25 protein-coding genes are annotated in these 24,002 nt (G+C 64.5%); 11 read left to right on the forward strand and 14 right to left on the reverse strand.

Features of this window, described 5'->3' with window-relative positions; all coding sequences use genetic code 11:
- Window positions 1-103 precede the first annotated feature (103 nt).
- Window positions 104-1,303 carry a tyrosine--tRNA ligase gene (tyrS, locus tag IAE34_RS15985; protein ID WP_200139935.1) on the reverse strand — a complete coding sequence of 400 codons (1,200 nt, stop codon included), beginning with the start codon at window positions 1,301-1,303 and terminating at the stop codon, window positions 104-106.
- Window positions 1,304-1,552: 249 nt separating this feature from the next.
- Between tyrS and IAE34_RS15990 the strand changes: the two genes are divergently transcribed.
- Together IAE34_RS15990 and IAE34_RS15995 are read left to right on the forward strand one after the other, a co-directional pair.
- A complete protein-coding gene (locus tag IAE34_RS15990; RefSeq protein ID WP_200139936.1) occupies window positions 1,553-2,974 on the forward strand; it encodes a peptidoglycan DD-metalloendopeptidase family protein in 1,422 nt (473 codons plus the stop codon).
- Window position 2,975: 1 nt separating this feature from the next.
- Window positions 2,976-4,067, forward strand: a complete 1,092-nt coding sequence (locus IAE34_RS15995) for an anhydro-N-acetylmuramic acid kinase (RefSeq protein WP_200139937.1) — start codon at window positions 2,976-2,978, stop codon at window positions 4,065-4,067.
- A 55-nt stretch (window positions 4,068-4,122) separates the two neighbouring features.
- On the opposite strand, the gene erpA is transcribed toward IAE34_RS15995, so the two are convergent.
- Window positions 4,123-4,473: an iron-sulfur cluster insertion protein ErpA gene (gene erpA, locus IAE34_RS16000; protein WP_029615063.1), complete on the reverse strand. Its 351-nt coding sequence runs from the start codon at window positions 4,471-4,473 to the stop codon at window positions 4,123-4,125.
- A gap of 145 nt (window positions 4,474-4,618) precedes the next feature.
- Entirely contained in the window at window positions 4,619-5,653 is a 1,035-nt protein-coding gene (gene argC, locus IAE34_RS16005) for an N-acetyl-gamma-glutamyl-phosphate reductase (protein ID WP_200139938.1), read from the reverse strand.
- Window positions 5,654-5,795: 142 nt separating this feature from the next.
- Between argC and hemJ the strand changes: the two genes are divergently transcribed.
- The 6 genes from hemJ (at window position 5,796) to IAE34_RS16035 (ending at window position 10,216) form a co-directional block, all read left to right on the forward strand.
- A complete protein-coding gene (gene hemJ, locus IAE34_RS16010; protein WP_200139939.1) occupies window positions 5,796-6,221 on the forward strand; it encodes a protoporphyrinogen oxidase HemJ in 426 nt (141 codons plus the stop codon).
- 24 nt (window positions 6,222-6,245) lie between these two features.
- Window positions 6,246-7,193, forward strand: coding sequence for an NAD(P)H-dependent flavin oxidoreductase (locus IAE34_RS16015; RefSeq protein ID WP_200139940.1), 948 nt, complete (start codon window positions 6,246-6,248; stop codon window positions 7,191-7,193).
- Window positions 7,194-7,268: 75 nt separating this feature from the next.
- Window positions 7,269-8,051, forward strand: coding sequence for an SDR family NAD(P)-dependent oxidoreductase (locus IAE34_RS16020; protein WP_200139941.1), 783 nt, complete (start codon window positions 7,269-7,271; stop codon window positions 8,049-8,051).
- A 63-nt stretch (window positions 8,052-8,114) separates the two neighbouring features.
- Window positions 8,115-8,453: a histidine triad nucleotide-binding protein gene (locus IAE34_RS16025; protein ID WP_200139942.1), complete on the forward strand. Its 339-nt coding sequence runs from the start codon at window positions 8,115-8,117 to the stop codon at window positions 8,451-8,453.
- Window positions 8,454-8,519: 66 nt separating this feature from the next.
- A complete protein-coding gene (gene coq7 / locus IAE34_RS16030; protein WP_200139943.1) occupies window positions 8,520-9,167 on the forward strand; it encodes a 2-polyprenyl-3-methyl-6-methoxy-1,4-benzoquinone monooxygenase in 648 nt (215 codons plus the stop codon).
- Window positions 9,168-9,175: 8 nt separating this feature from the next.
- On the forward strand, window positions 9,176-10,216 hold the full coding sequence (locus IAE34_RS16035) for a DUF2157 domain-containing protein (RefSeq protein ID WP_200139944.1): 1,041 nt from the start codon (window positions 9,176-9,178) through the stop codon (window positions 10,214-10,216).
- A gap of 32 nt (window positions 10,217-10,248) precedes the next feature.
- On the opposite strand, the gene IAE34_RS16040 is transcribed toward IAE34_RS16035, so the two are convergent.
- Window positions 10,249-10,671: an OsmC family protein gene (locus tag IAE34_RS16040; RefSeq protein WP_119137772.1), complete on the reverse strand. Its 423-nt coding sequence runs from the start codon at window positions 10,669-10,671 to the stop codon at window positions 10,249-10,251.
- Between the two features lie 186 nt (window positions 10,672-10,857).
- Here IAE34_RS16040 and crp point away from each other — a divergent pair, with 186 nt between their 5' ends.
- A complete protein-coding gene (gene crp / locus IAE34_RS16045; protein ID WP_200139945.1) occupies window positions 10,858-11,502 on the forward strand; it encodes a cAMP-activated global transcriptional regulator CRP in 645 nt (214 codons plus the stop codon).
- Here the strand turns inward: crp and IAE34_RS16050 are convergent.
- The 4 genes from IAE34_RS16050 to IAE34_RS16065 form a co-directional block, all read right to left on the reverse strand.
- The gene (locus tag IAE34_RS16050) at window positions 11,499-12,203 is read right to left on the reverse strand and encodes a lipoate--protein ligase family protein (RefSeq protein ID WP_200139946.1); all 705 of its coding nucleotides are present in this window, start codon (window positions 12,201-12,203) and stop codon (window positions 11,499-11,501) included. The genes crp and IAE34_RS16050 overlap by 4 nt on opposite strands.
- Window positions 12,204-12,282: 79 nt before the next feature.
- Window positions 12,283-13,116 (reverse strand): indole-3-glycerol phosphate synthase TrpC, encoded by an 834-nt coding sequence (trpC, locus tag IAE34_RS16055; RefSeq protein ID WP_200139947.1) that lies wholly within the window; start codon window positions 13,114-13,116, stop codon window positions 12,283-12,285.
- On the reverse strand, window positions 13,113-14,162 hold the full coding sequence (trpD, locus tag IAE34_RS16060) for an anthranilate phosphoribosyltransferase (RefSeq protein ID WP_200139948.1): 1,050 nt from the start codon (window positions 14,160-14,162) through the stop codon (window positions 13,113-13,115). The genes trpC and trpD overlap by 4 nt, the downstream gene beginning before the upstream one ends.
- An 8-nt stretch (window positions 14,163-14,170) precedes the next feature.
- On the reverse strand, window positions 14,171-14,764 hold the full coding sequence (locus IAE34_RS16065; protein WP_200139949.1) for an aminodeoxychorismate/anthranilate synthase component II: 594 nt from the start codon (window positions 14,762-14,764) through the stop codon (window positions 14,171-14,173).
- A gap of 381 nt (window positions 14,765-15,145) precedes the next feature.
- Between IAE34_RS16065 and estP the strand changes: the two genes are divergently transcribed.
- The gene (gene estP, locus IAE34_RS16070) at window positions 15,146-17,047 is read left to right on the forward strand and encodes an esterase EstP (protein WP_200139950.1); all 1,902 of its coding nucleotides are present in this window, start codon (window positions 15,146-15,148) and stop codon (window positions 17,045-17,047) included.
- Between the two features lie 111 nt (window positions 17,048-17,158).
- Here the strand turns inward: estP and trpE are convergent, their stop codons facing one another.
- The 3 genes from trpE to rpe form a co-directional block, all read right to left on the reverse strand.
- Window positions 17,159-18,640, reverse strand: coding sequence for an anthranilate synthase component I (gene trpE / locus IAE34_RS16075; RefSeq protein ID WP_200139951.1), 1,482 nt, complete (start codon window positions 18,638-18,640; stop codon window positions 17,159-17,161).
- Between the two features lie 69 nt (window positions 18,641-18,709).
- Window positions 18,710-19,528 carry a phosphoglycolate phosphatase gene (locus IAE34_RS16080; protein ID WP_200139952.1) on the reverse strand — a complete coding sequence of 273 codons (819 nt, stop codon included), beginning with the start codon at window positions 19,526-19,528 and terminating at the stop codon, window positions 18,710-18,712.
- The gene (gene rpe / locus IAE34_RS16085) at window positions 19,525-20,199 is read right to left on the reverse strand and encodes a ribulose-phosphate 3-epimerase (protein ID WP_200139953.1); all 675 of its coding nucleotides are present in this window, start codon (window positions 20,197-20,199) and stop codon (window positions 19,525-19,527) included. The genes IAE34_RS16080 and rpe overlap by 4 nt, the downstream gene beginning before the upstream one ends.
- A gap of 249 nt (window positions 20,200-20,448) precedes the next feature.
- On the opposite strand from rpe, the gene IAE34_RS16090 reads away from it, so the two are divergent.
- The gene (locus IAE34_RS16090; protein WP_200139954.1) at window positions 20,449-21,444 is read left to right on the forward strand and encodes an alpha/beta hydrolase family protein; all 996 of its coding nucleotides are present in this window, start codon (window positions 20,449-20,451) and stop codon (window positions 21,442-21,444) included.
- A 16-nt stretch (window positions 21,445-21,460) separates the two neighbouring features.
- Here the strand turns inward: IAE34_RS16090 and IAE34_RS16095 are convergent, their stop codons facing one another.
- From IAE34_RS16095 to IAE34_RS16105, 3 genes are read right to left on the reverse strand one after another with little or no spacing between them, the layout of a single operon-like run.
- Entirely contained in the window at window positions 21,461-22,225 is a 765-nt protein-coding gene (locus IAE34_RS16095) for a TerB family tellurite resistance protein (RefSeq protein ID WP_200139955.1), read from the reverse strand.
- A 1-nt stretch (window position 22,226) separates the two neighbouring features.
- Window positions 22,227-22,898 carry an N-acetylmuramate alpha-1-phosphate uridylyltransferase MurU gene (gene murU, locus IAE34_RS16100; protein WP_200139956.1) on the reverse strand — a complete coding sequence of 224 codons (672 nt, stop codon included), beginning with the start codon at window positions 22,896-22,898 and terminating at the stop codon, window positions 22,227-22,229.
- Entirely contained in the window at window positions 22,895-23,914 is a 1,020-nt protein-coding gene (locus tag IAE34_RS16105) for an aminoglycoside phosphotransferase family protein (RefSeq protein WP_200139957.1), read from the reverse strand. The genes murU and IAE34_RS16105 overlap by 4 nt, the downstream gene beginning before the upstream one ends.
- Between the last annotated feature and the right edge of the window lie 88 nt (window positions 23,915-24,002).

Here is a 24,002-nt window from a genome sequence, read left to right on the forward strand (position 1 = left end):
CTTTTATTTCAGGAATCTTTCAGATCGCGGAAAACGCAGCGGGGAGGCCTGCCGGCCTCCCCGCTGTTTCCATCCCTTCCTATAAAGAAGACGGATACGCCAATCACTCAGGTTTCAGACTCACTCGCGCAAAGGCCTTCTTGCCAGCCTGCACGACATGGGTAGCGCCAAGCGCGAACGTGAAATCGCGATTCACTACGACGCCATCGACCTTCACGCCGTTGGCACCGAGCAGATCACGAGCCGCCGCGGAATTCTTGACCAAGCCAGCACGATTGATGATCGCAGCGATCGGCAGAGCTTCTGCCGAGACCACTTCGACCTCGGGCAGATCTTCGGGCAATTCGCCATCCTTCATACGGTTGCCCGCTGCACGATGGGCATTGGCAGCCGCTTCTTCGCCATGGAAACGCGCAACGATCTCCTCGGCCAGCTTGATCTTGATGTCGCGTGGGTTCGCACCCTGCTCGACGTCGGTGCGGAACTGGTCGATTTCCTCCATCGAACGGAAGCTCAACAGCTCGAAATAGCGCCACATCAAGGTGTCGGGGATCGACACGAGCTTGCTGTACATCACCCCCGGCGCTTCCTGGATGCCGACATAATTGCCGAGAGATTTGGACATCTTCTTGACGCCATCGAGCCCTTCGAGCAAAGGCATGGTCACGATGTTCTGCGCCTCCTGGCCATAGGCGCGCTGCAACTCACGACCCATGAGCAGATTGAAGCGCTGATCGGTACCCCCGAGCTCGACATCGGCATGCAGGGCGACCGAGTCGTAGCCCTGCACGAGCGGGTAGAGGAACTCATGGATCGCGATCGGCTGCTGGGTGGTGTAGCGCTTGTCGAAGTCATCACGCTCCAGCATGCGCGCGACCGTGTATTGCGAAGCCAGGCGAATGAAGTCGGCAGGGGTGAGCTTGTCCACCCACGTGGAGTTGAAGGCGACTTCGGTCTTGGCCGGGTCAAGAATCTTGAACACCTGCTGCTTATAGGTCTCGGCGTTGTCCAGGACCTGCTCGCGGGTCAGCGGCGGGCGGGTGGCGCTCTTGCCGCTGGGGTCGCCGATCATGCCGGTGAAATCGCCGATCAGAAAGATGACCTGATGGCCTAGATCCTGAAACTGGCGCAGTTTGTTGATGAGCACGGTGTGCCCCAGGTGCAGGTCTGGAGCCGTGGGATCGAAGCCTGCCTTGATACGCAGTGGCTGGCCTCGCTTCAGCTTCTCGACCAGCTCCGACTCGACCAGTACCTCTTCCGCGCCGCGCTTGATCAGCGCCAGCTGCTCTTCAACCGACTTCATAGACAGACCCGCAAGGCTCAAATTCAAAGGGGAACAACGATACAAGATCGGGCGTCAAATACAAGTTTGGGCACCGAATGTGACCCGACCGAGGGATGCAGGCGTCTACGCGGCCTTGCGCGATGGCGAATTTGGTTATATTTTATACAGTTACTTCATCTTCATCATGTCATTCATCTATTCCAACGTGTCTTGCAGCGATTTAAGTCACTTTTTTCATTCACTTTTTTTCTCAAAGTCACCTCACCTATGACCAACGACACGCCTAAAGCGCCCCCGCTTTATCCGAAAAGCCACCTGCTGGCCGCAAGCGGTATCGCCGCCCTGCTCAGCCTGGCCTTGCTGGTATTTCCCTCCAGCGACGTAGAAGCGAAGAAGACCACCCTCAGCCTGGAACTCGAAACGCCGGCCGAGCAACTCAACGACGAATCCCGGGCCGCGCCGCTGGTGCAGGCCGGCGAAAGCAGCGGCTCGCCCTTCGCACAGATCGAGGGCGATACCCCCGAAACGCAGCAAGCCACTGAACAGCAACCGCCGGTGGTGGAACGGAAGCCCGAAGAAAAGGCTCCTGGCCATCGCGAAGTGGTCGTGGCACGTGGTGACACTCTCTCGACCCTGTTCGCCAAGGTGGGTCTGCCCGCCAACGCGGTCCATGACGTGCTGGCCAGCGACAAGCAGGCCAAACAGTTCAGCCAGCTCAAGCACGGTCAGGTGCTGCAGTTCGAACTCGACAAGGCTGGCGAACTGACCAGCCTGCACAGCCAGGTCAGCAAGCTCGAAAGCATCCGCCTGGACAAGTCCAGCAAGGGCTACGCGTTCTCCCGGGAGATCACCAAGCCTGTGGTACGCACGGCCTATGCCCATGGCGTGATCAAGAGTTCGCTGTCGGCCTCGGCACAGCGCGCCGGGCTGTCCCACAGCATGACCATGGACATGGCACGGGTGCTGGGATACGACATCGATTTCGCCCAGGACATCCGCCCGGGTGATGAATTCGACGTGGTGTACGAGCAGAAGATCATGGATGGCAAGGTGGTCGGCACCGGCAACATCCTCTCCGCGCGCTTCACCAACCGTGGCAAGACTTACACGGCCGTTCGCTATACCAACAAGCAGGGCAATACCAGCTACTACACCGCAGACGGCAACAGCCTGCGCAAGGCGTTCATCCGTACCCCGGTCGACTTCGCGCGCATCAGCTCGCGCTTCTCCGCCGGACGCAAGCACCCGATCCTCAACAAAATCCGGGCGCACAAGGGCGTGGACTACGCGGCACCGCGCGGCACGCCGATCAAGGCTGCCGGAGACGGGCGCATCGAGCTCGCCGGCCGTCGCGGCGGCTACGGCAACACCGTGATCATCGCCCATGGCAACAGCTACAAGACGCTGTACGGTCACATGCAGGGCTTCGCCAAAGGCATCAAGACCGGCAGCAGCGTCAAGCAGGGCCAGATCATCGGCTACATCGGCACGACCGGCCTGTCCACCGGACCCCACTTGCACTACGAGTTCCAGGTCAATGGGGTGCACGTGGATCCCTTGAGCCAGAAAGTGCCCATGGCCGACCCCATCGCCAAATCCGAGCGTCAACGCTTCCTGCAGCAAAGCCAACCTCTGGTAGCGCGCATGGACCAGGAAAAGGCCACGTTGCTCGCTGCGAACAAGCGCTGAGATGGCGCTTTACCTGGGAGTGATGTCAGGCACCAGCCTGGATGGGCTGGATATCGCCCTGATCGAGCAGCGCGAGCAGCCTCGGCTGCTCGCCACCCATTACCTGCCCATGCCTTCGGATCTTCGCCAGGAACTGCTGAGCCTGTGTGCCAGCGGTCCCGACGAGATCGCCCGCGCCGCGCTGGCGGAGAATCGCTGGGTGGCCCTGGCCGCCAAGGGCATCCAGCGATTGCTGGACGAACAAGGTGTCGCACCAGCGTCGGTCCGCGCTATCGGCAGTCATGGTCAGACCATTCGCCATGAACCTTCCCGCGGCTTCACGGTGCAGATCGGCAACCCGGCCCTGCTGGCCGAGTTGACCGGCATCTGCGTGGTGGGCGATTTCCGTCGCCGCGATGTCGCCGCGGGCGGTCAGGGCGCGCCGCTGGTGCCAGCGTTCCATGAGGCCCTTTTCGGCCACCTCGGCCAGACCTTGGCAGTGCTCAATGTCGGAGGCTTCAGTAATCTCAGCCTGATCGCCGGGGGCTCGCCCGTGCGAGGGTTCGATTGTGGCCCAGGCAATGTGCTGCTCGATGCCTGGATCGAGCACGAACGGGGCGACACGTTCGATGCCGACGGTGCCTGGGCGGCCAGCGGCCAGGTACAGGACGATCTGCTGACCAGCTTGCTGCGCGATGCATTCTTCGCCGGCAATGGCCCGAAAAGCACAGGGCGCGAAGTGTTCAACCTGACCTGGCTGCAGAACCACCTGGCAGGATTGCCCCGGTATCGGGCGCAGGACGTTCAGGCCACCCTGCTGGAACTGACCGCGCGCAGCATCGTCGATGCGCTGCGTAGCGCCCAGCCGCACACTGAAAGGCTGATGGTCTGCGGTGGCGGTGCGCGCAATGGCGCCCTGATGACGCGCCTGGCGGCGCTGCTCGGCGACATGAGCGTAAGCAGCACTCAGGCGCACGGGGTGGATCCGGACTGGGTCGAAGCGATGGCCTTCGCCTGGCTCGCCCACTGCTGCCTGGAGCGGATCCCGGCCAATCGACCGAGCGTCACGGCCGCCAGAGGCCTGCGGGTACTTGGGGCGATCTACCCCGCTTGAGCCGCCCAAATGAAAACGCCGTGCACAGGCACGGCGTCGCGCATGAAGACAGGGCTCAGATCGAGAAGGAAGACCCGCAGCCACAGGTCGTGGCGGCATTGGGGTTCTTGATCACGAAGCGCGAGCCTTCCAGACCTTCCTGATAATCCACCTCAGCACCGGCCAGGTACTGGAAGCTCATGGGGTCGACTACCAGCGAAACGCCTTCGCGCTCGACGATGGTGTCGTCCTCGGCCACGTCTTCATCGAAGGTGAAGCCGTACTGGAAGCCCGAGCAACCGCCGCCGGTGACGAATACACGCAGCTTGAGGCGATCATTGCCCTCCTCGGACACCAGGGTCTTCACCTTGTGTGCTGCACCCTGGGTGAATTCCAGGGCCGTGGGGGTGAAGGTTTCGACGCTCATGTGGGTTCTCCCGGCGTTGGCCGCCAATAACACTCGATGACGCGCATTATCCGCTTCTCCGAGAAAATTGGTCAACAATAGGCGACGGGCAAGCGCCTGGTTCGAGGATCGCCTCGCCCGCCCCTTGCAAGCCCGGCGCCTGAGATTACGGCAGGAGACCGGCGTGACTCAGGCCCAGGCGCTCATCCAGGCCGAACAGGATGTTCAGGTTCTGCACCGCCTGCCCAGAGGCGCCTTTGACCAGGTTGTCGATCACCGACAGCACCACTACCAGGTCGCCGCCCTGGGGGCGGTGGACGGCGATCCGGCAGACGTTGGCCCCACGCACGCTACGGGTTTCCGGATGACTGCCGGCCGGCATGACGTCGACGAACGGCTCTTCGGCATAGCGTTTCTCGAACAGCGCCTGCAGGTCGACCGAGGTGTCGACCACGTTCGCATAGAGGGTGGCATGGATGCCGCGGATCATAGGCGTCAGGTGCGGGACGAAGGTCAGACCGATGTCCTTGCCCGCCGCCAGACGCAGGCCCTGGCTGATTTCCGGCAAATGGCGATGACCTTTGACCGCGTAGGCCTTCATGCTTTCGCCGGCCTCGCAGAACAGCGATCCCACAGCAGCGCCCCGGCCAGCGCCGCTGACGCCCGACTTGCAGTCGGCGATCAGCCGCGAAGCGTCGGCCAGACCGGCCTCGAGCAGGGGCAGGAAGCCGAGCTGGGTAGCGGTCGGGTAGCACCCCGGCACCGCGATCAAACGCGCTTGGCGAATGCGCTCGCGATTGACCTCGGGCAACCCGTAGACCGCCTCGCCGAGCAGCTCGGGCGCGCCATGGGGCTGGCCGTACCATTTGCCCCACTCGTCGGCGTCTTGCAGACGGAAGTCGGCGGACAGATCGATGACGCGGGTGCCGGCGGCCAGCAGCTCGCCGGCCAGGGCATGAGCGACGCCATGAGGCGTGGCGAAGAACACCACGTCGCAGGCGCCGAGGGTCTGGCTGTCCGGCACGCTGAAGCGCAGACCGTCGTAATGACCGCGCAGGTTCGGGTACATATCGGCCACCGCCACACCCGCTTCGGAGCGCGAGGTGATGACCGCCACTTCGGTTTCAGGATGCTGCGCCAGCAGGCGCAACAGTTCGACACCGGTGTACCCGGTGCCGCCGACGATACCGACCTTGATCATAACGCTTGCCCCTCATCAACGAGACCACTGGAAAACGCACGATGATAGGGTGACGTGGCGTCTGTAACAACTCTTGGCTAGCCCTGGTCGCCAGCGCAACACTACTCTGTGACTACCGTGAAAACCTGAAGGAACACCCCACATGCTTTATCTCTGGATCAAGGCCCTGCATATCGTCAGCGTGGTCTGCTGGTTCGCTGGCCTGTTCTATCTGCCGCGCCTGTTCGTGTACCACGCTCAAAGCCAGGACAGCATCAGCCAGGAGCGGTTCGTGGTCATGGAGCGCAAGCTGTACCGCGGCATCATGAACCCGGCGATGATCGCCACTTTCGTGTTCGGTATCTGGATGCTCTACCTGACACCCGGTTGGCTGAGTCAGGGCTGGATGCATGCCAAGTTGACCCTGGTGATCCTGCTGACCGGCTACCATCACATCTGCGGTGCGCAGCGCAAACGCTTCGCGGCCGGGCAGAACACCCGCAGCCATGTCTACTACCGCTGGTTCAATGAAGTGCCTGTATTGATCCTGCTGGCCATCGTCATCCTGGTGGTGGTCAAACCTTTCTGACCTGTTGAGCCAAGGAGCCTCGCGATGGCACTGCCCTCGATTCTCGAACACCGATTGCGGCTGCCGGTGGTCGCCGCCCCCATGTTCCTCATTTCCAACCCGCAGCTGGTGCTGGCGTGCTGTGCCGAGGGCGTGGTGGGCAGCTTCCCGGCACTGAACCGCCGAGATAGCGCCGGATTCAAGCAGTGGCTGGAGGAAATCGAGGCGGGCCTGGCGATGCTGGACGCCCCCGCACCCTACGCGGTGAACCTGATCGTGCACCCGAGCAACCCTCGCCTTCAGGCCGACCTGGCCCTGTGCGTGGAGCACCGGGTGCCGATCGTCATCACCAGCCTCGGGGCTGCCAAGGAAGTGGTGGACGCCGTGCACGCCTATGGCGGTGTGGTATTCCATGATGTCACCACGCGTCGCCACGCGGAAAAAGCCGCCGAGGCTGGGGTCGATGGGTTGATCGCGGTGGCAGCCGGTGCCGGTGGCCATGCCGGAACCTGGAGCCCGTTCGCGCTGCTGGCCGAGATTCGTCGATTCTTCGACAAGACCGTGCTGCTGGCCGGTTGCATCGATCACGGCCACGAGATCCTGGCGGCACGCTTGCTCGGTGCGGACCTCGCCTACATGGGCACACGCTTCATCGCCACCGCAGAAAGCCAGGCCCAGGACGCCTACAAGCAGATGCTGCTCGAGGCCAGCGCCGCTGACATCGTGCATACCCCGGCGGTGTCCGGGGTGCCGGCGAGCTTCCTGCGCCAGAGCCTGGAGCAGGCGGGCTATGACCTGGCCGCGCTGAAGGCCAGCGCCGAGCCCAGTCGGCTCAAGCCGCTGGACGAGGAGGCCAAGGCCTGGAAAACCGTGTGGTCCGCCGGCCAGGGCGTCGGCGGGATCGATGACCTGCCACCGGCAGCCAGCTTGATCGAGCGCCTGCGCCAGGAGTACCTGGCGGCTCTGGAGCGCAGCGGCAGCCTGGCCCTCTGAGCCGCTCGCAAAAGCCAACAAGGGGTGCGGGCACGCTGTACACTAGCGGCCCTCTTCAGCCGCCAGGAGCCTTGCATGACCCGTTATGCCATGATCACCGGAGCCTCCAGCGGCCTTGGCCTGGCCCTGGCGGAGGCGCTGGCGCGGCGTGGGCGCAACCTGATCCTGGTGGCACGGCATCGCGAGACCCTCGAACCCATCGCCATCGAGTTGAACCAGCGCTTTGGTGTCGAAGTGCTGTTGCGTGCCTGCGACCTCAGCCAGCCGCTGCGGCTTTCCGGCTTCGTGCTCGAACTCGAAGAAGGCGAGCGGCGTATCGATCTGTTGGTGAACTGCGCCGGACTACGTACCTACGGCCCGTTCCTGGCTCATGAATGGGCCGACGAGCAGGACCAGCTCGAGGTGAACATCCTGGCGCTGACCCGTCTGTGTCATGCCATAGGCAATCTCATGGCGGTGCAGGGCGGCGGGCAGATCCTCAATGTGTCCTCGCTGGCCAGTGCGGCGCCTGGCCCCTGGATGGCCTGCTACAGCGCCAGCAAAGCGTACGTGCTGAGCTTTTCCCAGGCCCTGCGCGAAGAGCTGCGACGCACCGGCATCAAGGTTTCGGTGCTCTGCCCCGGGCCCGTGCATTCGTCCCGTCGGCCCATTCCCCGCCTGGAGGGCAGCCGTCGTTGTATGAGCCCGGAGGAAGTGGCGCTGTATACCGTACGGGCGCTGGAGCGCAACCGTGCGCTGATCGTGCCGGGGCGCCTGAACCGCTGGCTCGCCTTCGCTCCTCGTCTGCTGCCTCGCTGGGCGACGCGCAAGCTGGCCGGGCTGATACATCGGCGCTACTGTCCGATCGGCATCGAATAGGTCCTGTGCGAGCGGCGCGCCGCTCAGTACACTGCGCGGGACCCTCACCAAGGAGCACGTGAAGTGGACGATCTATTCCTCAAGATCATCAACCGGGAAATCCCGGCGGACATCATCTACGAAGACGACCAGGTCCTGGCATTCAAGGACATCGCGCCGGCGGCCCCGGTGCACTTCCTGGTCATCCCGAAAAAGCACATCCCGACCCTCAATCACCTCACCGAAGAGGACAAGGCCCTGGCCGGCCACATTCTGTTCACCGCCCAGCGCCTGGCGGTGGAACAGGGTTGCGAGGAGGGCTTTCGCGTGGTCATGAATTGCAACCCTCAGGGCGGGCAGACGGTCTATCACATTCACATGCACGTGCTCGGTCAGCGCCAGATGAACTGGCCGCCGGGCTGACTCAACGCAAGCCCGTCCCCGGGGATTGGGGTAGACTGTCGGGCATCACTTCAGCGGAGGTGCCCGATGGCTACCGAACGTCACTACTCGCCGCTCGACCGCTTGTTGCTGCAGGCCGACACCGCCCTGCGTACCTTGCTGCCGTTCAGCGGCCAACCGTCCCGTCCTTCGCCTGCGATCATCCAGCCAGACGCCGAGCTGGACGACGCGCAAACGCGCCACATCGCCGGGCTGATGCGCATCAATCATACCGGCGAGGTCTGTGCCCAGGCGCTGTATCAGGGCCAGGCCCTGACCGCCCGCCTGCCCCAGGTGCGCAAGGCCATGGAACACTCGGCCGAGGAAGAGATCGACCATCTGGCCTGGTGCGAGCAGCGCATTCGCCAGTTGGGCAGCCACCCCAGCGTGCTCAATCCCCTGTTCTACGGCATGTCGTTCGGCATCGGCGCGGTGGCCGGCCTGGTCAGTGACAGGGTCAGCCTCGGTTTCGTCGCCGCGACCGAGCAGCAGGTCTGCAAGCACCTCGACGAGCACCTTGAGCAACTGCCCGCGCAGGATGAAAAGTCTCGGGCCATTCTGCAACAGATGCGCGTCGACGAAGAGCAGCACGCCGATTCCGCACTGCAAGCCGGAGGCTACCGTTTTCCGGCGCCGGTGCGCCTGGGCATGAGCCTGCTGGCCAAGGTCATGACCAAGAGCACCTATCGGATCTAGGTCTGCCGATGACCGAGCGCTTCGATGCCCGGGATCTGGCCAACGCCGTAGACGCCGGTATCCTGCGACCCGGGCAGGACCATGAGCTCCTGGCATTCCTGCGGCGCGGCGCCAGACCGCAGGAGGGGTTCCAGCTGGCCAACGTCGCCTTCTACTTCGGGGGCCTGTTGATCATGGCCGCCATGGGCTGGTTGCTGACCGAGGCGTGGATGCGCATCGGCGACTGGGCACTGCTGGCAGTGGCCTGCTCATACATCGCTGTGCTGACCTGGCTCGCCCTGGCGATGCAGCGGCGCCAGCAGACGGCTCCTGCCGGAGTACTGGCTGCAGCGTCCGTCAGCATCGTGCCCTTGGCCGTGTTCGCGTTCGAACGACTGCTGGGTTGGTGGCCGCAGGATATCTGGCAGGACGATTACCACCCCTACTACACCCACGTGAACGCCAGCTGGCTGTTGATGGAAGCTGCCACGGTCGTGGCGGGGATAGCGATGCTGCGCTTGATTCCCTTCCCTTTCGTCGTCATGCCGATCGCCTTGGCGTTGTGGTTCATGTCCATGGACACAGCGGCCTGGTGGTATGGCCAGACGTTGACCTGGTCGCAACGCGAGCAGGTCTCGATCGGGTTCGGGCTGGCGTTGCTGGTGGTCTTCGTGGTGGTCGACGGCCGCACCCGACACGACTATGCGGGCTGGGGCTATCTGGCAGGCTTGCTGGCGTTCTGGTGCGGCTTGACTTCGATGAACAGCGACAGTGAGCTCAGCAAGGCGCTCTACTGCCTGATCAATCTGCTGTTGATGGGTTGCGCAGTGCTGCTGCGCCGACCGGTCTTCATGGCCTTCGGTGCACTCGGCGTCGCCTCGTACCTGGGCTATCTGTCGTACGAAGTGTTTGCCGAGTCACTGCTGTTCCCGGTAGTGCTGACGGTCATCGGGCTGGCGGCGATCGGTCTCGGCCTGGCCTACCAGAAGCGTCGCGAGCAGTTGAGCGCGGCCTTGCGGGCGCGCCTGCCGGGCTGGCTGGTGACTGCCCTGCCTGCCCTGCGCGATTGAGAGCCTGAGCCAGGCAGCGCTCGCCGGTCGGCTCAACCCAGCTCGACAATCTCGTAGCCATGGGTGATTTCCACCCCGGCGCGGCCGAGCATGATCGATGCCGAGCAGTACTTTTCAGCCGACAGCTCCACGGCACGCTTGACCTGAGCTTCCTTCAGGCCCCGCCCTTTGACCACGAAGTTCAGATGGATTTTGGTGAACACCTTGGGATCCTCGTCGGCACGCTCGGCCTCCAGGAAGGCTTCGCAGCTTTCCACCGCCTGGCGGGATTTCTTCAGGATGCTGACCACATCGAAGTTGCTGCAACCGCCCAGACCGAGCAGCAACATTTCCATCGGCCGTACGCCGAGGTTGCGACCGCCCGCCTCGGGTGGACCGTCCATGACCACGACGTGCCCACTCCCCGACTCACCGAGAAACATGGCCTCCCCGGCCCACTGAATGCGCGCCTTCATCGATACGGTCTCCTGCTCTGATAAAAGGCCGTCAGCTTAGACCTTGTGAGGTATTCGGAAAAGCTCAAGAGGTTGACGTCTCGTGCCGATAAATCGGAAGCATCTGATAAACTGGCGCCAAATTAACGACGCACTTGTCAGCATTTCCCCACAGAATTCTCTGCGTACCTTGAACAGGATGTCGTGATGGTAGCCTCCCCCCTGCCGGGCAAGATCAAGAATATCGACAAGCTGCTGGTGCATTGTCAGCGCCGCCGCTATGCCGCCAAGTGCAACATCATCTGCGCGGGTGACAGGGCGCAGACGCTGTCCTACATCGTGAAGGGGTCGGTCACTGTCGTGATCGAGGACGACGAGGGGCACGAGATGATTATCGCCTACTTGAACAGTGGCGACTTCTTCGGCGAACTGGGCCTGTTCGAGCCGGCCGGGCCGCAACAGCAGCGCAGCGCCTGGGTACGCGCCAAGACCGAATGCGAAGTCGCCGAGATCGAGTACGACAAGTTTCGCGAACTGGCCCGCCAGGACCCGGAAATTCTCTATGCCCTGGGCAGCCAGATGGCGCAGCGCCTGCGCAACACCACGCGCAAGGTCGGCGACCTGGCATTCTTCGACGTCACGGGCCGGGTGGCTCGCTGCCTGCTGGACCTGTGCAAGCAGCCGGATGCCATGACGCACCCTGATGGCATGCAGATCAAGATCACCCGCCAGGAGATCGGCAGGATCGTCGGCTGTTCCCGAGAGATGGTCGGCCGAGTGCTCAAGGATCTCGAGGAGCGCAGCCTGGTGCACGTCAAGGGCAAGACGATGGTGGTCTACGGTACCCGTTAATCCTGCGGCAGCGCTGCGATCACCTCGGCATAGGCGCGGTCCAGCCGCTCGAACCAGGGGGCGGCCGGGACCACTTCATGCAGGGCGATGTGGCTGTCGGCGCGACAGCGCTGTTCGAGCCCACAGCAGTGATTGAAGCGATTGACCGCCGCCACCATGGATTCTCGCTCGTTATCCAGCAGCAACGCGCCGTGGACCAGTACCACCGGACGCTTGCCGCCCAGGCCCTGGCGCCAGCGCTGGGCGGTGCCCACCAGCTTGCGGCCTTCGAGATTGACGTTGTAGCGCCCGTCGCAGAACGCGCCGTCGATCTCGCCGACCGACGCCACGCCGCCCCACTCGCGCAGCACCTCGCACAAGGGCTGGCACAGCCGCTGATAAGCCTGCTCGATGCGTCCATGGTCGCCTTCGCTGCGAGGTGCCACGTAGACGAGTGCGAGGTTCACGGTGGCAGGAGACTGCGGTACCGGCTCGCCACCGGTCTCGCGCAACAGCACCGGCCAGCCGGCGATCGCCAGTTCGGTACAGGCGGCTTCGAAGTGTTCGAGACGGCTCATGCGACGGGGCATCACCAGCGCATGGTCGGTTGGCCGCCAGAACAGCACTGCCGCCTCACGCTCGCCACGGCAGACGGCGCCGAGCAGCTCCTGCTCGGCGCGCAGGCCGTGCTCGACGGGAAGGCGAAGGACGCGATCGGTCATGGATTCACCTTGCTCAAGCCCTCTTTTCAGGCCTGCGCGACGCGGACAAAAAAGCCGGCATCACGCCGGCTCGGTCGGTTCAGTCCAGAGGCTGAACGCTCTTTTTCACCTGATCGGGGAAGAACAGCCGCTGCAGCTCCAGTCCTGGCTGCTCTGCGCGCATGAACGCCTCGCCTACCAGGAAGGAGTAAACCTCGTTGATTTCCATCAGCTCGACGTCGGCACGGTTGAAAATGCCGCTCTCGGTGATGGCCAGACGGTCACGCGGGATGCGCGGCAGCAGGTCGAGGGTGGTGTCGAGGCTGACCTCGAAGGTGTGCAGGTTGCGGTTGTTGACGCCCACCAACGGTGTGTCGAGGATGTTCAGCGCCCGCTCCAGTTCGTCGCCATCGTGCACTTCGACGAGCACGTCCAGGCCGACCTCTTTGGCCGTGGCGGCCAATTCGGCCATCTTCACGTCATCCAGCGCGGAAACGATCAGCAACACGCAGTCTGCACCCAGTGCACGGGCTTCGACGATCTGGTAGGGATCGATCATGAAGTCCTTGCGGATCACCGGCAGCGAGACCGCTGCACGCGCCTGCTGCAGGTACGCATCGGCCCCTTGGAAATAATCCACGTCGGTGAGCACGGACAGGCAAGTGGCACCACCTTTCTCGTAGCTGACGGCGATCTCCGCCGGTTCGAAGTGCTCGCGGATGACACCCTTGCTCGGCGAAGCCTTCTTGATCTCGGCAATGACCGCCGGCTGCTTGGCCCGGGCCTGCGCGATAAGCGCATTGGCGAAGCCACGCGGCGCATCGGCCGTCCTGGCCATGCCCTCAAGCTCGGCCAGGCTGACGCGGGCGCTGCGTTCTGCCACTTCCTGAAACTTGCGGGCGATGATCCGCTCCAGCACCGTCGGTACGCTCATGCTCCGTTCTCCTGCTTGAATACCGCGGTGAAGGCGCCCAGCTCCTGGAGCTTTTCCCAGGCCAGGCCCGTATGCAGCACATCGTGGGCCAGTTCGACGCCCGACTTCAGGCTCATGGCGTGATCGGCGGCATACAGCGCCGCGCCCGCATTGAGCACGATCATTTCGGCAGCCTTCTGGCCGTTCTCGGTCTTGCGCCGCCCCAGCGCGTCACGGATCAGCGCCAGCGAGGCCTGTGGATCTTCGACCGCCAGGCCGTGCAGGCTCTGGCTCTTCATGCCGAGGTCTTCGGGCTCGACCCAGTATTCACGGATCTGGCCGTTGTTGAGTTCGGCCACGAAGGTCGGCGCGGCCAGGCTGAATTCGTCGAGGCCGTCCTTGGAATGCACCACCAGCACGTGCTTGCTGCCCAGGCGCTGGAGCACCTCGGCCAGCGGACGGCACAGCGCCTGGGTGAACACGCCGACCACCTGGTGCTTTACGCCGGCCGGATTCGTAAGCGGGCCGAGCATGTTGAACAGGGTGCGCAGGCTCAGGTCACGGCGCGGACTGGCCGCATATTTCATGGCGCTGTGATGACTCTGCGCGAACATGAAGCCGATACCCAGGCTGTCGATGCAGCGGGCGACCTGGACGGGGGTGAGGGTCAGGTAGATACCCGCCGCTTCCAGCAGGTCAGCACTGCCGCTCTTGCCGGAAACGGCGCGGTTGCCGTGCTTGGCCACCGGGCAGCCGGCTGCGGCGAGCACGAACGCCGAAGCGGTGGAAACGTTGAAGATGTTGGCGCCATCGCCACCGGTGCCGACGATGTCGACGACACCGTCCAGGCTCTGCAGCTCGACCTTGTCGGCCAGTTCACGCATGACCGACACGGCGCCGACGATTTCGTCGATGCTTTCGCTCTTCATGCGCATGCCCATGAGGAAGGCGCCGATCTGCGCCTCGCTGCATTGCCCGGTCATGATCTGGCGCATGACGTCGCGCATTTCCTCGGTGGTGAGGTCCAGATGGCCGACGATGCGATTCAGCGCCTGCTTGATATCCATATCGATCCTTAACGGCGGCCGCCGGTCTGCTTGAGGAAATTGGCGAACAGTTCATGGCCCTGCTCGGTGAGGATGGACTCGGGATGGAACTGTACACCTTCGACGTTCAGGGTCTTGTGACGCAGGCCCATGATCTCGTCGACCGTGCCGTCTTCGTGGGCCGTCCAGGCCGTGACTTCGAGGCACTCCGGCAGTGTGTCACGCTTGACCACCAAGGAGTGGTAGCGGGTCACCGTGAGGGGGTTGTTGAGACCGGCGAATACGCCGAGGTCTCGATGGAATACCGGACTGGTCTTGCCGTGCATCACCTGGCGAGCACGGACCACATCGCCCCCGTAGGCCTGGCCGATGGACTGGTGGCCCAGGCACACGCCCAGGATCGGCAACTTGCCGGCGAAATGCAGGATGGCCTCGATGGAAACGCCCGCCTCGCTTGGCGTACAGGGGCCGGGCGAGACGACGATGCGCTCCGGCTGCAGGGCTTCGATCTGGGCGAGGGTCAGTTCGTCGTTGCGAATCACCTTGACCTCGGCACCCAACTCGCCGAGGTACTGCACAACGTTGTAGGTAAAGGAGTCGTAGTTATCGATCATCAGTAACATCTGGGCAACCTCTTGAATCTACTGACTGAGCTTTCGAACCTGCCTGCGTGGCTCATGGGCGTGCGCTATCGCACAGGCGACGAGAAAACGGCAGGAGGCAAACGGGACGGGCCGGACGCGACCGGCGGGAGAAAGAGTCAGGCGCGCCAACGCCAACGGGCGTGAGCCTTGATAACGCGCATCAGGAGTTTGCTGACGATCGACACGGGGGATTTCTCGCTTGTACGTGACCGCACAGTAGCCTACGGCGCCAGTGTGTGCAACATGCGCTAAACACCCGGAAACACGAGGGCGCAGAACCGACCACCGGTTTTTTTGCTAAGGTCTTCAGGCCGGCATGCAACGCTGGGCCCACAACAACAACGAAACGGAATTTCCTCCATGCGAAGACCCGCCTTCCTGCGTGCCACCCTTTGCCTGCTGACCCTCGCATGCCATCAGGCCATGGCCGCGCCCTCGCCTTATTCTTCGCTGTACGTGTTCGGCGACAGCCTTGCCGATGCCGGACAGTTTCCCGACCTGAGCGGCAGCGCCCAGGGCCTGCGTTTCACCAATCGCCAGGCCAACGGTGAGTACGCGCCGGTCTCGCCCATGATCCTTGCCGGCAAGCTGGGCTTCTCCGGTTCCGTGACAGGCCCCTCGACATCGTTGAGCAATCTGCTGCAAGGCCGGCCCGACGGCAATAACTGGGCGGTGGGCGGCTACACCACGCAACAGGTGCTGGAGGCCATCACCGATACTTCCCAAGCGGTCATCCCGCCAGGCCGCCTGGGCGCCGGGCTGGTGCTGCGCGAGCGGCCGGGCTACCTGGCGAACGGTGGGCGAGCCGACCCCAATGCGCTGTACTACCTCACCGGAGGCGGCAATGACTTCCTCCAGGGCCTGGTCAACAGCCCCGCCAGCGCCGCGGCTGCCGGGGCCCGGCTGGCCGCCAGTGCGCAGGCTCTGCAACAGGGTGGCGCACGCTACATCATGGTGTGGTTGCTGCCCGACCTCGGGCAGACACCCAACTTCAGCGGTACGCCGCAGCAGGCACCGTTGTCGCAGCTTTCCAGCGTGTTCAACCAGGCGTTGCTGACTCAACTGCGCCAGGTGGACGCGCAGGTCATCCCACTGAATGTCCCGGGCCTGCTCGGCGAAGCGCTGAACGATCCTGGACAGTTCGGGCTGGCGACCGGACAGAACCTGGTCGGCACCTGCTACAGCGGCGAAGGCTGCACGGCCAACCCCGTGTATGGCGTGAATGGCACGAACCCCGACCCCTCGCGGCTGCTGTTCAACGACTCGGTGCATCCGACCATCGCCGGGCAGCAGCTGATCGCCGACTATGCCTATTCCATCCTGGCGGCACCTTGGGAACTGACACTGCTCCCGGAAATGGCGCAGGCCAGTGTTCGCGCCCACCAGGACGAGCTACGCAACCAGTGGCAGACCCCATGGCAAGGGATTGGCCAGTGGCAGGCGTTCGTCGCCACCGGCGCACAGGACCTGGACTTCGGCAGCCAGCGCAGCGCGGCCAGTGGCGACGGGCGCGGCTACAACCTGACCCTGGGCGGCAGCTATCGGCTCGATGAGGCCTGGCGGGTAGGCATCGCGGCAGGGGCCTATCGCCAGAAACTAGAAGCAGGCCAGCGCGACTCCGACTACAAGCTCGACAGTTACCTCGCCAGCGCCTTCGCTCAGTACAAGCGCGACCGCTGGTGGGCCGACGGGGCACTGACCGCCGGGCATCTGAACTATGACGACCTCAAGCGCAACTTCGCCCTCGGTCCGGCCGAGCGCACCGAGAAAGGTGATACCGATGGCGAGGCCTGTGCGTTCAGCGCCCGGTTGGGCTACAACCTGGCGGTCGACGACAGCACCTGGCAATTGGCCCCCTTCCTGAGCGCCGACTATGCCCGCGTGAAGGTCGATGGCTATGACGAAAAGAGTGGTCGTTCCACGGCCATGGGCTTCGATGACCAGGACCGCACTTCCCGTCGCCTGGGCGCCGGCCTGCTGGGCAGCGTCCAGCTGCTGCCGGGCACGCGACTGTCCGCCGAAGTGGCGCGCGAACATGAGTTCGAAGATGACCGCCAGGACCTGACACTGCACATGGCGACATTGCAGGACAATGACTTCACCCTGGCCGGCTATACCCCAGCCAGCAACCTGACGCGCGCCAGCCTGGGCGTGAGCCATCAGTTGTTACCCGGTGTGAACCTGCGGGGCAACTACAACTGGCGCAAGAGCGATGAGCTGACCCAGCAAGGGGTGAGCCTGGGCGTGAGTCTCGACTTCTAGGCGCTGCCTGAAGGGCTTGGGGCTTGAAGGCATCGCCGCCACCTCCCCTACCAGGCTCGAGAGCTCGTAGGGGAGGTGCCAAGCGGGCGCGGGCGTGCTGAGTGGACTGCCTCAGTCGACGGGCGTCTGCTCGGCCAGTGCCACCGCGCGGAACATGGCGCGGCGCTTGTTGATGGTTTCCTCCCACTCCAGCGCAGGCACGGAGTCGGCGACGATGCCACCACCGGCCTGCACGTGGAGTTCGCCATCCTTGATCACGGCCGTGCGGATGGCGATGGCGGTGTCCATGTTGCCATTCCAGGCGAAGTAACCTACCGCGCCGCCATAGACGCCACGCTTCACCGGCTCCAGTTCGTCGATGATCTCCATGGCGCGGATCTTCGGCGCGCCCGACAAGGTACCGGCCGGCAGGATCGCCCGCAGCGCGTCCATCGCCGTAAGGCCCTCGGCGAGCTCGCCGGTCACGTTGGACACGATGTGCATCACGTTGGAATAGCGCTCGATGACCATCTTCTCGGTCAGGCGAACACTGCCCGTGGAGGAGACCCGGCCGACATCGTTGCGCCCCAGGTCGATGAGCATCAGGTGCTCGGCGATCTCCTTGTCGTCCGACAGCAGGTCTTCTTCCAATGCGCGATCGGCCTGCTCGTTGGCGCCCCGTGGACGGGTACCGGCGATCGGCCGCACCGTGACCAGGTTATCCTCCACACGCACCAGTACCTCCGGCGAGCTGCCGACCACATGGAAGTCGCCGAAGTTGAAGAAGTACATGTAGGGCGTGGGGTTGAAGGCGCGCAGTGCCCGATAGAGGTCGATGGGCGCGGCCTTGAAGTCGATGGACATGCGCTGCGAGGGGACCACCTGCATGCAGTCGCCGGCCAGGATGTAGTCCTTGATCCGTGCCACGGCCTGCTCGTAGTCGGCGCGGGTATAGCTGGAACGGAATTCGGGCTCTGCCGGCAGCGGACCACCGAGGTCCAGGCCGCGACGTGGGGTGATCGGCTGGCGCAGGGTGTCGAGCAGACCGGCCAGACGCGCCTGCCCTTGCTCGAAGGCGTCGGCGGCAGCGGGATCGACCAGCACGATCGCATGCATCTTGCCGGCGAGATTGTCGAACACCACGACCGCGTCGGAGACCATCAGCAGGATGTCCGGCACGCCCAGCGGGTCGGGATTGGGGCTGGCACCCAGGCGCTTTTCGACATACCGCACGCAGTCGTAGCCAAAATAGCCGACCAGCCCACCATTGAAGCGCGGCAGGCCGGCGATGTCGGCGACCTGGTAACGGTCCTTGAAGGTCTCGACGAAGGCCAGCGGATCTTCCACCTCGTGGCTTTCCACCTCGACCCCGTCGTGGAGGATGCTGACCCGGTAGCCGTGAACCCTCAGGACCGTGCGTGATGGCAGGCCGATCATCGAGTAGCGCCCCCACTTTTCACCGCCCTGCACCGACTCGAGCAGGTAGGAGTTGGGCTGGTCAGCCAGTTTCAGGTAGATCGACAGCGGCGTGTCGAAGTCGGCCAGGGTTTCGCAGGCCAGGGGAATGCGGTTGTAGCCGGCAGCGGCCAGGCGCAGGAATTCTTCGCGGGTCATGGGTAGCCTCAAGGCAAGCAGCAAGGGAAACGGGCAAGCGGATGGGCCGGCAGGGGCCGGCAGGCAGGATCAGGCGCGCCAGCGCCAGCGGGCCAGGGCCTTGATGACTTTCATCCAGAGTTTGCCAGTGATACCCACGGTGCGGTCTCTGTCCTGGGAGGCGTTGAGGTTCGCCCACGTTATCCCAGTGTCGGTGACGACGCAACCGGGCAGCAGCAGGCGCAGATCGTCGAGCACCAGGTTGGGCGATTCTTCTTCGATCGGCCGTCCATGATTGTAACCGTAGGTCAGGCCGACGCTTTGCACACCGGCCGCGCGAGCCGCCAGCACATCGTTGCGCGAGTCGCCGACGAACAGGGACTGCGCTGGCGCGATACCGGCCATTTGCATGACGAACAGCAGCGCCGCCGGATCGGGTTTCTTCTGCGGCAAGGTGTCGCCGCCAATGATCCAGCGGAAATACCGACCGATCTTCATCTGGTCCAGCAATGGCGCGACGAAGCGCTCAGGCTTGTTGGTGATCAATGCCATCTCCACGCCTTGCTTGTGCAACCAGCGCAGGGTGTCGCGAACCCCTGGATACACCACGGTCAGCTCGTGGCTCTGGCCATAGGCCTGCATGAACAGCTCCAGGCCCTGGGCAGCCAGGTGGGCGTCGACCTGGTCGTGCTCGAGCGCACCGGCCAGGGCGCGGCGAACCAGCACCTCGGCGCCATTGCCGACCCACTGGCGTACCGCATCCAGGCCTGCCGGCGGGCGCCCGAGGGCGACCAGCATGCGATCGACAGCGGCGGCCAGGTCGGGTACCGAGTCGATCAGCGTGCCGTCCAGGTCGAACATCACCAGCTTGGGCAGCGTTCCCGGGAACAGCTGCTCGAAGCCGCTCATGGGCGAGCCAGGGCCAGTTCGGCGTGCATCCTGGCGATGACGTCGGCGTAATCCGGGGCATTGAAGATCGCCGAGCCGGCAACGAAGGTGTCAGCGCCAGCCGCGGCGATTTCACGGATGTTGCCGACGTTGACGCCGCCGTCGATCTCCAGGCGGATGTCACGGCCGCTGGCGTCGATCAGCGCGCGCGCCTCGCGCAGCTTGTCGAGGGTGCCGGGGATGAACTTCTGGCCACCGAAGCCTGGGTTGACGCTCATCAGCAGAACCATGTCAACCTTGTCCATCACATACTTGAGGACGTCCAGCCCGGTAGCCGGGTTGAACACCAGGCCCGCTTTGCAGCCGCCGTCGCGAATCAGTTGCAGCGAGCGGTCGATGTGCTGGGTGGCTTCAGGGTGGAAGGTGATGAAGGTGGCGCCGGCCTCGATGAAGTCGCCGATGATGCGGTCGACCGGACTGACCATGAGGTGCACGTCGATCGGCGCGCTGACGCCGTACTTGCGCAAGGCGCTGCAGACCATCGGGCCGATGGTGAGGTTGGGTACGTAATGGTTGTCCATGACATCGAAATGGACGAAGTCGGCCCCAGCGGCCAGGACCTTGTCGACGTCTTCGCCCAGGCGGGCGAAATCGGCGGAAAGAATGGAGGGAGCAATAGCGTAGGGCTGCATGGCGCACCTATGGTGGTGGAAATCACGGTGGCGCGCATTGTAACCCAGGCGGGGGAAGCAAGGCTGATTGGTATCAATCGGCATCGTCTGCACGGCACCTGCCACACATTCGCCAGTGGCCGATGCCGGCCTCGACGCAACGCGGTCACGGGTTGGCGAGCGCAGGCCCGTGCATCGACGGAGATCGGCGTGGCCGTCGCGGGCATTTAGCATTAGTCTGCCAGTACTTTTCTGATCCTGGGTGGCTCCATGCTCCTACCTCACCGCACGTCGCTGGCCATGCTCTGCCTGGCCGCCTCGTTCCCTCTGGCAACACGCGCCGCCGATCCCGACCCTGCTCCCGCCGCACCGGCCACCGAGGTGCGCGCGCCGTTGCTCGAGCGCAGCCAGGAGGATGCCCTGGCCCTGGAGCGCCGGGTGCCGAAAGTCGAGCAGCAGACCTTGCAGGCCGAGGGTGGCGATTTCCTCGCGCTGTGGAAACCGGCCAACGACACCGATCCCAAAGGCGCGGTGATCATCGTTCCAGGTGCCGGCGAGTCCGCCGACTGGCCGGACACCGTGGGGCCATTGCGCAGCCGCTTTCCCGATGTCGGCTGGCACAGCCTGAGCCTGAGCCTGCCGGACCTTCTGGCCGACACCCCGCAGCCCAGAAGCGACGACACGCCAGCGCCGGCGTCCAAGGGCGACGACAAGGGCACCAGCGCGCCAGCCAAGGCTACGCCGGACGACGCCAATGCCAATGTCGCCCAGGCCACGGCGGCCGATCCGGACACCGCGCAGACTGGCGACACCGCGCGCACCAGCGACCACAACGACCAGGCCGATGCCGCCCGCATCTTCGCCCGCCTGGATGCCGCCGTGGCCTTCGCCCAGCAGCAGAACGCCCACAGCATCGTACTGATCGGCCATGGCAGCGGCGCCTATTGGGCCGCGCGGTACGTCAGCGAGAAGCAACCACCACAGGTGCAGAAGCTGGCGCTGATCGCGGCGCAAACGCCGGCGCGGGTCGAGCACGATCTGGAAAGCCTGGTGCCGACACTCAAGATCCCCACCGCCGACATCTATTTCGTCACGCGCACCCGTGACCAGGACGCAGCCAAGCGGCGCTTGCAGGCCAGCAAGCGGGAGAAGGACAGCCAGTACCGCCAACTGTCGCTGATCGCCATGCCCGGCGACCGCACGGCGGAGCAGGAGCAACTGTTCCGCCGCGTACGCGGCTGGATGATGCCGCAACCTGCCGAATGATCTGCACGAACGCGGCTCAGAATCCTCGCCGCTTGCGCACCAGGGCATAGGCCTGGTGCAGTTCACGGGTGCGTTCGGTGGCCTCGCGCACGCGCGCTTCGCTGGCGCCGCTGCCCACCAGTTTATCGGGATGGTGACGGCTGACCAGACGTCGATACGCCTGCTTGATCCGCTCGGCGTCGCTGTCGGCCTCCACGCCCAGCAGGCGGAGGGCGGCGACATAGGTCATGGCATCGCTCGACACGGTTGAACGCCTGGGTTCGTACTCCTGGGACAAGGCCTGCACCTGGACCCGGCTCATGCCCAACTGCCGCCCCCAGTTCAACAGCAATTCACGCTCGTGGTGCCCGGCCTTGCCGTCGGCCCAGGCCATGCGCCAGCACGCACGCAAGGTGCCCTCGGCGCCATGGGGCTGCTCAGCGATGCGCCGCAGGTAGTGACCCAGTCGGTCCTTGCCTGCCTTGCCGCGATTGAAGGCGGCGATCGCCCGCAACCTGGCCGGTTCGCCCAGGTCTAGCTGGCTCATCTCCTGACGCGCCTGGTGAATATGTGCCTCGGCCACCCGCCCGTCGCTCTTGGCCAGGCGGCCCAGCAACACGAACAGCAATTCTTCGTCGCGCAGCGTCGGCCGACCGCCCAGGCGCTCGCGCACGTCGTCCCAGTCCTGCAGGCGCAGACGTCGATCCATGGCCTGCCCCAGCAACGCCCCCAGCAGCGCGCCGGGGATGCTGGCCACGGCGAAGCCGGCCCCGGCCCCGATCACTGTGCTCGGCCACCACATCTCAGGCGCGCTCGCCGATCAGGCGCTCGACCTCGGCCAGGCGCTCAAGCGTGCCCACGTCGACCCACCGCCCACGGAAGTGCTCGCCACTGACCTGGCCGGCGGCCATGGCCTGACGCAGCAGCGGGGCCAGCTTGAAGGCGCCCGGTCGACAGCCGTCGAACAGTTTCGGGTGCAGCACCGATACACCGCTGAAGGTCAGGGTGCCGGGCATCTGGTCACGGTCGGTGACCTGCTGGCCGTCGAGGCGGAAGTCGCCGCCTCCGTGGTGGCCGGGATTGTCCACCAGCACCAGATGCGCCAGGCCCGCCAGCGGCTGGCGCAGGCGGGTGAAGTCGTAGTCGGTCCAGACATCGCCATTGACCAGCACGAACGGCGCCTCACCCAGCAGCGGTAGCGCCTTGAAAATGCCGCCGCCGGTTTCCAGCGGCTCGCCTTCGGGCGAATAGCGAAGGGTCAGGCCGAAGCGAGCACCGTCTCCCAGGTGCGCTTCGATCTGCTCACCGAGCCAGGCATGGTTGATCACCACCTCGCTGAAACCGGCCAGGGCCAGCGCTTGCAGATGGTACTCGATCAGCGCCTTGCCTGCGGCCTGCACCAGAGGCTTGGGCGTGTGCAGGGTCAGCGGCCGCATGCGCTCGCCCTTGCCGGCGGCCAGGATCATGGCCTTCATGGGCGCCCCCCGGCATCCAGTGCGGCCAGCAACTGACCGAGCTCGGCGAGTTCCGGACGGCGCTCGATCACCTCGTGCAGGTAGGCGAAGAACCGCGGCACGTCGGCCAGGTAGCGCGGCTTGCCATCACGATGACAGATGCGCGCGAAGATGCCGATCACTTTCAGGTGGCGCTGCACGCCCATCAGGTCGCTGGCCCGCTGAAACGCCTCGAACTGCGCCTGTACCGGAATGCCGGCAGCGCGCGCCTTGTCCCAGTAGCTGCGCAGCCAGGCATCGACACGCGCCTGCGGCCAGCTGAGGAAGGCGTCCTTGAACAGGCAGGTGATGTCGTAGGTCACCGGTCCGTAGACCGCGTCCTGGAAGTCCAGTACGCCGGGGTTCGGCTCGCTGAGCATCAGGTTGCGCGGCATGTAGTCGCGGTGCACCAGCACCTTCGGCTGGGCCAGCGCGCTGTCGATCAGCACCTGACTGACGCGCTGCCAGCAAGCCTGCTGGGCGTCGTCGAAGCGATGCTTCAGGGCGTGCCCGACGTACCATTCGGGAAACAGCTCCAGTTCGCGGCGCAGCAGTGCGGTGTCGTAGCTGGGCAGCGGCGCCTGCATCGGCAGGCGCTGCAAGGCCAGCAGGGCATCGATGGCGTCGGCGAACAGGGCGTCGGCGTTGGCGCCGTCGATCACATCCAGATAAGTCTGACGTCCCAGGTCGCTGAGCAACAGGAAACCGCGCGCCAGGTCCTGGGCGTGGATCACAGGCACGTTGACGCCGGCACCAGCCAGCAACTGATCGATGGCGACGAACGGTGCACAGTTTTCCTGCGGCGGCGGCGCGTCCATGACCACGAAACTGCGCCCTGCGCCCTGCCAGCGGAAGTAGCGGCGAAAGCTCGCATCGCTGCTGGCAGGCGTCAGATCGCCAGGCGGCACGTCGCCCCAGGCCTGCTCGCGGAAAAGATTCTGTAACGCAGGTTCAAGCCATGCAGTCAGCTGCTGCAGGCGTACATCATGATCGGGCATTGCAAGGGTCTCCGACGGCCCCTAGCCGTCAAGCGGGTCATGCTTTATTATCCAGCATCTTTTTCAGACCATCGAGAGGCGTGCGGCC

The organism is Pseudomonas sp. S30 (assembly GCF_016518545.1).
Taxonomy (GTDB): Bacteria; Pseudomonadota; Gammaproteobacteria; order Pseudomonadales; family Pseudomonadaceae; genus Aquipseudomonas.